The 10,473-nt window shown below is 48.2% G+C and carries 12 protein-coding genes and 1 pseudogene; 2 read left to right on the top strand and 11 right to left on the bottom strand.

Translation table 11 applies throughout. The annotated features are described in order from the left end of the window. From ABYP73_RS07435 to ABYP73_RS07390, 10 genes are all read right to left on the bottom strand, one after another. Positions 1-397 (bottom strand): hypothetical protein (locus tag ABYP73_RS07435; RefSeq protein WP_372973894.1); only part of this gene is annotated, 397 nt, incomplete at its 3' end. Positions 398-401: 4 nt separating this feature from the next. Next, positions 402-890 (bottom strand): RNA polymerase sigma factor, encoded by a 489-nt coding sequence (locus ABYP73_RS07430; RefSeq protein WP_372973893.1) that lies wholly within the window; start codon positions 888-890, stop codon positions 402-404. A gap of 117 nt (positions 891-1,007) precedes the next feature. Beyond that, positions 1,008-2,102 carry an amidohydrolase family protein gene (locus tag ABYP73_RS07425; protein WP_372973892.1) on the bottom strand — a complete coding sequence of 365 codons (1,095 nt, stop codon included), beginning with the start codon at positions 2,100-2,102 and terminating at the stop codon, positions 1,008-1,010. Continuing rightward, complete coding sequence (locus ABYP73_RS07420) at positions 2,099-2,704, bottom strand: NTP transferase domain-containing protein (RefSeq protein WP_372973891.1); 606 nt, start codon at positions 2,702-2,704, stop codon at positions 2,099-2,101. The genes ABYP73_RS07425 and ABYP73_RS07420 overlap by 4 nt, the downstream gene beginning before the upstream one ends. Further along, positions 2,701-3,720 carry an XdhC family protein gene (locus ABYP73_RS07415; protein WP_372945092.1) on the bottom strand — a complete coding sequence of 340 codons (1,020 nt, stop codon included), beginning with the start codon at positions 3,718-3,720 and terminating at the stop codon, positions 2,701-2,703. The genes ABYP73_RS07420 and ABYP73_RS07415 overlap by 4 nt, the downstream gene beginning before the upstream one ends. Before the next feature lies 1 nt (position 3,721). Beyond that, positions 3,722-4,921, bottom strand: a complete 1,200-nt coding sequence (locus tag ABYP73_RS07410; RefSeq protein WP_372973890.1) for a molybdopterin molybdotransferase MoeA — start codon at positions 4,919-4,921, stop codon at positions 3,722-3,724. A gap of 89 nt (positions 4,922-5,010) precedes the next feature. Then, complete coding sequence (locus ABYP73_RS07405; protein WP_372973889.1) at positions 5,011-6,093, bottom strand: ThiF family adenylyltransferase; 1,083 nt, start codon at positions 6,091-6,093, stop codon at positions 5,011-5,013. After that, positions 6,090-6,707: an NTP transferase domain-containing protein gene (locus tag ABYP73_RS07400; protein ID WP_372973888.1), complete on the bottom strand. Its 618-nt coding sequence runs from the start codon at positions 6,705-6,707 to the stop codon at positions 6,090-6,092. The genes ABYP73_RS07405 and ABYP73_RS07400 overlap by 4 nt, the downstream gene beginning before the upstream one ends. A gap of 14 nt (positions 6,708-6,721) precedes the next feature. Then, entirely contained in the window at positions 6,722-7,705 is a 984-nt protein-coding gene (gene moaA, locus ABYP73_RS07395) for a GTP 3',8-cyclase MoaA (RefSeq protein WP_372973887.1), read from the bottom strand. Positions 7,706-7,718: 13 nt separating this feature from the next. Continuing rightward, positions 7,719-7,964, bottom strand: coding sequence for a MoaD/ThiS family protein (locus ABYP73_RS07390; protein ID WP_372973886.1), 246 nt, complete (start codon positions 7,962-7,964; stop codon positions 7,719-7,721). A 313-nt stretch (positions 7,965-8,277) separates the two neighbouring features. Between ABYP73_RS07390 and ABYP73_RS07385 the strand changes: the two genes are divergently transcribed. Together ABYP73_RS07385 and ABYP73_RS07380 are read left to right on the top strand one after the other, a co-directional pair. After that, a complete protein-coding gene (locus ABYP73_RS07385) occupies positions 8,278-9,369 on the top strand; it encodes a VWA domain-containing protein (protein WP_372945430.1) in 1,092 nt (363 codons plus the stop codon). Between the two features lie 176 nt (positions 9,370-9,545). Further along, positions 9,546-9,713: a hypothetical protein gene (locus tag ABYP73_RS07380; RefSeq protein WP_372973885.1), complete on the top strand. Its 168-nt coding sequence runs from the start codon at positions 9,546-9,548 to the stop codon at positions 9,711-9,713. Between the two features lie 21 nt (positions 9,714-9,734). On the opposite strand, the pseudogene ABYP73_RS07375 reads toward ABYP73_RS07380, so the two are convergent. After that, positions 9,735-10,473, bottom strand: a pseudogene (locus ABYP73_RS07375) (peptidase M14); the annotation flags it as partial.

Here is a 10,473-nt window from a genome sequence, read left to right as displayed (position 1 = left end):
TGAGATAGATGCCAAGTCTCTGCAGCAGAAGCAAGCGGTTTTTTGCCCTGACATACTTGAGGATCGTTTCAGAGACCGTATGTTCGGTAATTTTGATCCCCTGTACCCGATAAAGTGATCTCAGCGTGATCACCGGAAGCACGAAAAGTATGAGAGCCGAAAGGATCCCACATAATTGCAGGTACCAGGTTTCAAGGGCCGAGAAGTTAAACAGTATCAAGACCCCTGACAAAAGGCAGATAATGCCTCCGATAGTCTCATATACCGAGATCTTTTGAAATTTGTTCGCGTATTTTTGCTGTGTCATTTCCATAATTAACGAATTTGTGAGTTTCTTTTGATTTTTTAGTTCCTGGTCCATCTCAGACCAAAGCGATTCCAAGTCCTTGATTTCCATAATGCTACTTTTTAGTCATCTTTGCTTTTAATTTTTCCTTGATCCTGGAGATCCGGGTTCCTACGTTGGTTGACGTCAGGCCGGTGATCTCTGAAATTTCCTCGTATTTCTTGCCTTCCAGCAACAGGAGGATGATCCCCTTCTCCAGGATATTCAGGTTTTCTATCTCCCTGTGGAGATGTTTGACCCTCTCTTCCAGTATTTCAGCAGAATGCTCTGCAGCTACCTGAGGGAGCACCTCCAATGACACTTCCCTTCCCCGCCTTTTTTTTCTGTTCAAATAGGCTATAGCGGTGTTGAGAGCGACTCGATACATCCAGGTACTGATTTTAGCCTCCTCCCTGAAAGAATCGAAAGACTTCCACAACTGGTACACGATCTCCTGGTACAGGTCATTTCGGTCGTGTTTCTGTTCTGTATAGAGGGCAGACACTTTATAGATCAGTCCCTGATGCTCTTTGATAATCCTTACGAATTCTTTCTCGTCGGGCATGCCTTGCTGCAGCTGTTTGATGGATTAGTGAGTGGAGTACTAAAAAAATCACATTCTTTGTGAATTTTTTTTGCATTCCCATGGAAGTCCGTATTCCGGCCTCCCAAAATTCAGGCTCTATCCGTCTGTCGGGAAAAGAGATAGGTCTATAGATGGAATGAGTTTGATAGCATTCTTGTAATACACCTTTTTGAGGACCTCGTCCGGCAGGTCGAGGCCGTACATAGCCCAGAAGGCATGGTATTTCTTGTAATAAGGAAAGTATTCATCATCGCTTTCAAGGACCCGGAAATACGTCGGGAATTCGTCAGGCTGCCAGCTGTCCTTCCCGAAAAGGATCCTGTCCTGGTATCTTATAAAAAAGGCCCTGGCATTTTTGGGCTGCCTCCCCAGTTCGGCTATTATGGCCCCAATACCCACATACATATTGGGGATTTCTTCCAGGAGTGCGGACAGCCTAGCCAGGTCATTGGCGAACCAACCCATATGAGCATTAATAAAAAGCGTGTTCGGATGTTTTTTGAACATGTTGTGCTGCTCGGCGATGATCTGCTCCCAGGGTGCAGGGTCCGTATCACTCCGTTTCCGGTTGGGCCTCGTTTTTAGTTCCAGCCATCGTTCGTTCTTTGAATCCATAGGGTCCCAGAAGGATTTTGGATCAGCAGAATGAATAAGAACAGGGATCTTCAACGCAGCACAGGTTTCCCATATCGGGTCCAGCCTGGGATCATCTACTGCGATCCGCTTTCCGCTAACGTCCCTGTTCCGAAGCCCCAGGCTCTTGTATATTTTGAGCCCGCGTGCACCATTCTTAACATCCTTTTCAAGTTGTGCTGCTGCAGCTTCGGCCCAGCCCGGATTCCCAACTCCCTGAAAATCTACATTGGCAAATACGACGAAGCGGTTGGGGTAATGAGACGCTATATTTTTTATCATTCTTTCCAAATTTTCTCCAGACCTCCCACTGAGGTTTACCATGACGGCCATATTCATGCGGTCCATAGGTGCCACCAATTCGGAAAGGTCCTGATCTGTCATCCTGAACTGGTGGCTATGGATATCCACAAAGGGAAATTTCGCCCTGGGTACTTCCTCCCCGGGAACCACCAGGGTGGGTATAGGGTTGTACTCTTCAAAACCCATTTCAAGGGTCTCTTGGGAGATGGCCGTTGTAAGCATACAGCAGGCCATCAAAGAAAAGATGTTTTTCATGAATCGGATTTTTGATGGGTTTGAGTTAAAGATTGGTAGTCCTCGGGAGTATCCAGATCGGCCGTTCTCTTTCCCGCAGGTATTCCTGTAGCAGAATGGACGTTGGAAGCGATCAGCACCCCAGCACCCGAGTCGCCCTGAAGCCGAGCGAGTTTTGTGAAATATTCCCGGGAAAACACCGCGGGTACACCGAGTTTGGCCCCGTAATCCGTAGCGACAATGCCTTTGCCTCCTTTTTTAAATTGGTCAATAAGGGAGTTGAGGTGGTCCGCCCCGAGCAGCGGCTGGTCTCCCAGCATGATGAGAACGGCTTGAGGTAAGGTATCAAAGGTTTCCAGATAGGAGACCCCTTTTTTAATCGTTGAACCCAAACCTTTTTCCCACTCCTTATGGATCAGAATGTTAAACCTTCCTCTTTTAAGGCTTTTCTGAATGGTTTCAGCCTCCGCTCCGAGGATAAGGATCACTTCGTCTGCCTTGCTGGAAACAGCCGTTTGAAGTGCGTGGTCCAGGAGGATAGTGTCTTTCCAGGGAAGCAGTTGTTTGGGCCTGCCCATCCGCCGTGATCCTCCTGCCGCCAAAAGGAGTAAAGCGATCTTCATGAGGAAGTTGTGTGAATGGAGCCTTTTTTGTCCCTGAGTTTCACAGGAACCCTGCCCCTGTGTTGAAGCAGGATCTCACTCAGGATGGAGACAGCGATCTCCTGAGGTGTGATAGCTCCTATGTCGATCCCTGCCGGGCCGTGCACAGTGTCCAGGAATTCCAGTTCTACCTCAGGGCGGTGTTCCAACAGTTCGTTGAGCAATTCTTCCCTCCTTTTATATGGGCCCAGGATCCCTGTATAAAACTGTTTTCCTTTGTAAAGCGTCATCAGGAATTGCAGGTCCTTGGAATAGCTGTGGTTCATCAAAACTACGGCCGACTGTACATCTATCTCTGCTACGGGAAAAGCTTCGGGAAGCACAGGGAGGAACTTCATAGCTCCCGGGAAATGTTCCTGTGCTTTCTCCTCCCTGGGGTTGACCACCACGACCACCTCCATCCCCATCTGTGATGCCAGGGCAGAGAGGTTTACGGCGTCGTGTTCTGAGCCGATGATATAAAGCCGTATGGAAGGTGGAAGTTCCTGGGTAAAACTCATCAAAGAATGGTCCGCAGACCGGTCCCGATGAAAAGGATAGAACTTACCCTGCAGTTCTATGACGCTGCCAAAACCTTTCCCTTCCTGCTCTGCTTTTGTAAAATAGGCCGTGATCTTACAAGGCTCCCTCGAGCTGACGTGCTCCCTGAAAGCTGTGATCAACGCTGAATGCGGGTCAAAAGGTTCGATAAGGATGTACAGGACTCCCTCACAGCCCAGCCTGTAACGCCCATCATATATCATCATCCTGGGGGTTCCCGTCCCAAAAACACTTTCGGACTGCCGTATGATTTCCTTTTCCACGCACCCTCCGCTTACGGCGCCCTCCATCTTCCCATTCTCCAGGATCAACATCCTGACACCCGGCTTGCGGTAGGATGAACCTTCTAAAGCGACTACCGTGGCCAGTACCGATTTCAGCCCCGACTTTGCAGCGGCCTCATAGGCCTTTATGATATTCTTGAGTTCATGTGTCATCTCAAATCAAATTTTTAACAGCGATAAAAGGTACTAGCTGATCTTTATCATAGGCCTTGTCACTGGGATCCAATTGAACAAATCCAGAAATTTCAGACAGGTGCACCAGATCTCCTGAGCCTGAGCTGTCTAATGCTTCCGCTACCAGATTTCCTTCCTTTATCACAATACGGACACCCTTAAAAATAGTAAGGTCTGACCTATTTTCCACCATTTTTGCCAATCGAACGTATGTTGGTTCAGATGACAGTTGCTGGGACTTGTAATACCAGGGGACGAAATACAGATAAAAATTTAAAAAAGTGGAGACCGGGTTCCCGGGAAAGGAGAAAACCAGGGTGGAAAATCTCTCACTTTTTCCGAACCAAAAGGGTTTTCCAGGTCTCTGGGCCACACGGTGAAAAATCTTTTCCACCTTCAGTTCCTCCAGGACCTGCGGGAGGTAATCGAATTTTCCCTTGGATACTCCCCCGCTGAGGATCAGAACATCCATCCCGTCGATTAAATAAGACAGCTTTTGTCTCATCAGATCGACATCGTCATCCAGGTGCAGAAGCATCGGCCTGATCCCTACCTCCTGCAATGCCCCATAGAGGCTGTAACTGTTAGACCTCCTAATCTGGTGCAGCATGGGCGTGTCCCCGACATCCACCAATTCGTTCCCGGTAGAGATCACAGCGATCTTCGGCTTACGGCGTACGATCACCTTGTCCTTTCCCACGGTAGCCAAAACACCCATTTCGGCAGGGCCGATCCTGGTATCTTTTTTAAGTAACAGGTCTCCTTTATGGTGATCACTTCCCTTGAGATGAATATTCTGTCCTCGTTCCGGGATCTTTTGCAAGGTGGCAATATCTCCCTCCACGGACAGGTGTTCATACATCACAACGGTATCTGTTTCATAGGGGACAACAGCCCCTGTCATGATCTCAATACAACTCTCATGCTCCTCCAATGGGATCACCGGCTGACCTGCCCCAAGTACGCCTGAGATCTCAAAGGAAAGCCGCCCGTTCTCAACAGCCTCATACCGGAGGGCAATCCCGTCCTTGGTAGCCCTGTTGAATGGGGGAAAATCCCTGTCGGCAAGAATATCCTCAGCCAGAACGCGTCCACGGGAATCGGTCAACAGGACCTCCTCTGTCCCAAAATCGAGAGGCTGTTCCAGGACCAGAGATAAAGCGCTACTGTAATTGATCATGATAAATCAGGAGGGTTGTTCCCAAAATATAACTTTTGTCTGGAAAAACGCAGTGAAACCTCATTAAAACAGGATCGTCCGGGCCCCGACTATCCAAGGATCCCAAACTGCCTTTCCCAGGCTTCGATCCCGCCCTCTACCGAAAATACCGAGTCACCGTTTCGGGATTCCATCAAATATCTTGCAGCGACCAGGCTCCTCTTACCCGATTGGCATATGAAATATACCGTCTTGTCCTGGGGGATGTCCGCAAAAGCGCTTTTCAAAGCCTCGAGTGGGATGTGGACAGCTTCCTCCAGGCCATTCAAATTGAATTCTTCCCGGTTTCGTACATCTACCAAAAAGGTGTTTTCCGGATTTTCACGGAGTTCCTTATGCAGTTGGTCCACCCCTATTGATGGAACATGACCGCAAAATTCGGCTTCGTACCTGGGTTCCAGGTTTTTCCGGGTCTTGTTGGCTTTCACCGTGGGAAAGGAGATATGACGTATACTCTGATCGATCCCGTTGTAGATCATCAATTTTCCTTTTAGGATTCCTGTTAATTTGGTGATGACCTTTACCACTTCCATGGCCTGTAACGTTCCGATGATGCCCGGGATGACCCCCAGGACCCCGTGAACATTACAATCCTGTATACTTCCCGGTTGGGGTGGGGAGGGAAAAAGACAACGGTAGGTCGGACCTTCCTGATAGTTAAATACACTGACTTGTCCTTCAAAACCGTGGATAGCTCCGGAAACAAAAGGTTTGTCCAGGATCACACAGGCATCATTGATCAGGTATCGTGTCGCAAAATTATCGGATGCATCCACGATAAGGTCATAGCCAGAAAGAATCTCAAGGGCATTGGAGCGGGTTAAAAAGGTGTCGTGGGTTTGAACCGTCGTTTCGGAATTCATTTCCCTGAGCTTAGCAGCCGCTGTTTCGAGTTTTGATTTACCGACATCCGCTTCCCCGTAAATCACCTGTCGCTGGAGGTTAGACAGTTCTATGACGTCCTGCTCCACCAATCCCAGCTCCCCTACTCCCATGGCCTTCAGGTACTGCAGGACGGGAATGCCCAATCCGCCTGCACCCACTACCAGCACTTTGGCTTTGAGCAGCATCTTTTGCTTTTCAGGCCCGAAATCTTTCAGGGAGGTTTGCCGTATGTACCTGTCTCCTTTCATTTTGAATCCAATGCCTGTTTAATGCGTTCGTAATCTTCCTGGGAATTGGCATTGGCCAGTACTTCATCACGAGGCGGGATGACCAGGGAAATATCAGAATTCAATAAAAACTTCCGCGGGCAGCTGGAGGCAGCTTCTTTGAGATATTCCGGGACTCTATTCAGTGCCCGGGGTTCCCAGATCGCCGCCAGGGGTTCCGGAAGCCCGGTTGCTTGTGTGGCAAAGGACGTCGCATCCTTGGAGGGGTCACGGGAATCGACCAACAATTGAAGGGTCTTATTGTCTATAAGTGGCAGATCGCAGGCCAGTACCATCCAGGCCACATCCGGAAAAGCTTTATGCGCGCTGAGGATCCCATTGAAGGGTCCCGGGTATTCATCCCTGTCCAAAATAAAATCGGCCTTCGGTGAAATGCTGTCTTGCTGATCCCTCCTCAAACTGAGGAAGGTCCTGACACAGAATTTTTGGGCAAGATCATAGAGCACTGCCCACTGCGATTTGCCATGGTAGGCAATCAGGGCCTTGTCCCGTCCCATCCTGCTACTCTTGCCCCCTGCGAGAATGAGCCCAAAGAGCATAGGGGTTGATTGATCGTATTTAGGGTGATGGTCCAACTATATTCTGGGTTTTATCCTCCGATGGAGGTCATTGAATTCTCAAAAACGCCTTTGTGCTCCTCCTGGGCTTCGAAACCTGTTTTGGCTCGCTGCCCGATCACCTCTGTGATGGCCGACTTTAAACTGGGTACGGGATCATTGCCTCTCAGAAGATCCCTGACATTCATTTTCGGTTTGCCGTAGAGGCAGGTGATCACATCGCCTGTGGCGGTGATCCTCAACCGGTTACAGCTGCCACAAAAAGTCCGGCTAAAGGAGGGGATGATCCCGAAAGAACCCGCATGTCCCGGTATCTTATAATTGATGGAGGTGGAGGTTGGCGGTGATTCCATTTGCTCAAACCCCGGATAAAAGCCCCTGATGTATTCCAGGATCTCCCGGTAATTCCACTTGATGGCCTGAAATTCTTTGCTGCCCCCGTTAAAGGGCATTTCCTCAAGAAATCTCACAGACACGGGGTATTGCTCCTGCAGTTTTAGAATGGGGATGATGTCCTGTTCGTTTTGGTTCTCCAAAACAATAAAATTGATCCGGAGATTAAACCCTTCCTCAATCAGGGTCATCAGGTTGTCATAGACCACATCGAACTGGTCCCTTCTAGTGATCTTCTCAAAGGTTTCCTTCCTGATGGCATCCATGCTCAGGTTGATATGGGTGATCCCCAATTCCTTCAATTCCGCTATATGGGGCCCGATCAAGGTGGCATTGGTGGTCATGGATAATTCCCGGATCCCATGGTGGGATGAGAGATACCTGAGCAGGGTCATCAGTTCCTTTCTCACAAAAGGTTCACCCCCTGTAATCCTGATCTTATCGATTCCCTGATCGACCAGGGTGCCTGCCAGTAACTTGAGTTCTTCAATGGTCAGCAAGTTGTCCTTTCTGGCAAAGTGGATGCCTTCCGCGGGCATGCAGTAATGGCACCTGAGGTTGCAACGGTCCGTAACGGCAAGCCGCAGATAATTTATTTTTCTCCCGTGATTATCTATCAACATTTTTAGTGCATTGTTAACCTCCGCTCACCGGCGGGATCAGGGCGATCTCATCCTCCTGCCCTATTCCGGTATCACCCGAGGCGTATTTATTATTCACGGCAATGGCCATAGATGACAGCTTTTTTAATTCCGGGTATTCCCCAACCAGAAATTCTTTCAGGTCTTCCACCTTCCCCAGAGATTTGGCTTTATCTGGCGGTAATTCCAGTTCGGCCTTTCCCGTTATATCCCTGGTTACCCCAAAGAGCAGGATCTTCATGATCTATTCTTACTTATTGTCTTGTTTTTCATTGTTGAAAAGCCTGCTCTGAGGGTATTGACATTCACCCCGGCCAGCTTTTTGAAAGTCGGCTTATTATGGTTGAAAAAAAGTCAAAATCCCCAGAATCGACTTGTAACAACAAGGTATCAAAAAATAAAGATACGGTCGAATCCTTTAACAAATACTTCCGGAAATCCCTAATTTATTTATCGGTTGATCAGCGATTTCAACGTACTGTAAAAAAAGTATATCCCCGAACATACTTAAATGGAGGAAGTCGCGTTCTGAGGGTGAACCTTAAAATTTGAAAATGAAAACCCGCTTACACCTTCTCCTATTTTCTCTGGTCACTTCTCTTTTTATCTCCTGCGGCAATGCCGATGACGACGTGAATTTTAATATCAACCCGGGTGGCGATCTCGGTATCGGGAAACCTGTGGACGATTGTCTGAATCTCGGAGAGAACGATCTCATCCTCTCCATACAGGACAAGTTCACTACTCTTCCCGGCAAAGTATCGATTTTCTTTCGCGTATCTGATGCCCAGGGCACTCCGGTAGCCGGACTCACGGCAGATCAGTTTACGATCTATGAGCAGGGCAGGAATGACGAGTGTTTTAATACGATTTCCACCTCGGAGTCCTTTGCGCGTATCTCGCCTAATTCCCAGATCTTCAGCAACAATACTTTGCTGGTACTGGACCTGAGCAACAGTGTACTGAGCAACAGTCTGAATGAGCTCAAATCTGCATCCATCAGTTTTATCGATAACGTGATGCCGGAAAGTTCCCAGGAAAGTTTTAAAATGGCGATCTACTGGTTCGATGGGGAGGATAAATTACATCTCCTGCAGCCACTGACGCCGGTAAAAGAAGAACTGACCCTGGCTGTGGAAGGGATCACCCAGGATATCAGCAACGACCCGTCGACCGACCTGTACGGAGCCGTGATCAAGTCGACGAACATAGCCGAAGACCTTTTGGACGATGCCCGAGCCAATGCCACGATCAGCGCTGCCTCTATCGTCATCTTCACGGACGGTACGGACCAGGCCTCCCGATATTCAGAAAGGGATGCACTTCAAAAAGTAGAGAATGCAGACCTGAATATTTCCTTCTTTACGATCGGACTTGGTGCGGAGATCGATGCCGAGGTCCTCTCGGACATAGGCCGCACTTTCAGTGTCTTTGCGGGAAACAAGGAAGAGCTGGAGTCTACCTTCAACGATATTTCCTTCAGGGTTTCGGAACGTGCCAATAGTTATTACCTGTTTGAATACTGCACCCCAAAAAGGGATGGAAGCGGGGTAAATAACCTGGCCATTCAGGTGATAGACGGCTCCAGGCAGGGTGCCGTTCAAACTGAATTCAACGCAACCGGTTTTACCGGTGGATGCCAATAGAACAAAGGCTGAGAAGATATTGAAGGGAGGATCCGACAGGTCCTCCCTTTTTAATTATCACCAACTTAGTAGGGTTTTTGGCATCATCCTTGTTATATAGATAGCAACCCGAATGTATATCGCGATTAACATACATCCTAAAAACGAAAGATTGTTTAACGTAAAAGAGAGAAATCATGGATGTCATCAACGAAATTATCAGTCAGAGTGCCCTTGGCTCCCTTTCAAAAGGATTTAAAAGCCTGGTACTGTCCGTATTCACTTCTATAGTGCTGACCCTTTTCGTGATGTTAATTGCCATTATTGTGAACGGCAGTCAGTTGCATTTCAGTTTCGGATATTAATCCCGACCTGGCTGAATCTGTTCAACGGTAAATCATCGCGTTCTTGCGTCCCCATTGTTCAAGGAATTTCAGATCCGCCTCAGAAAGGTCCAACAGGAATCCATTGATGAGAGCGAACTTATAATCCCCATCCTTCTCTAGCAGAAAGGTGGGGTTTTTTCCTGCTTCCAGCTTAAATTCCGGCATTTGATACCCGGGAGTTGCCATGTGAAGCGGTATGGGCGAATAAAGCGCATCAACCGGGATATTTCTCACTCTTATACAGGTGAATCCCTCCTTCAGAAGTTTGCGGACCCGATCGGGGTCCTGGGTAACTGCCGACATATTTTCAAAGATCTCTGGGTATACTTTTCCGGGAACCAGGGTATACCCTTTTCCATCAAACGTATCATACCCGTAGTAGGTAGAAAGGTCGCCCTGATCTATAACCCGGCTGCTGAACCAATAATCCCTATTTCCCTCCTTGTCGACCTCCAGCTGATTGATCCCTATATCCAGGATATAAGGCTTTCCCAGTAACTCATAGGTCACCTCGGTCAGTTTAAGGTCGAATAGTTTTCGATCATTCTCAGGGATGTGCTCGTATTGTTCTATTCCAATGTCTCTATAGTTTTCCGTGGCGATAGAATAGAGGGCAGACAGGATGGAAACGTAGTTGAGTTTCCTGATCTCCTGCTTCTCCCTGTCATCGGCATAGCCTCCTGATTCTATAAGGATGGTACTTGTGCCCCATTTCTGGATGTTGTCCCCGAAAGCCCTG

It is taken from the genome of Muriicola sp., assembly GCF_041567615.1.
In the GTDB taxonomy this organism is placed as follows: Bacteria; Bacteroidota; Bacteroidia; order Flavobacteriales; family Flavobacteriaceae; genus Muriicola.
This window is presented reverse-complemented; position numbering and strand designations above follow the sequence as displayed.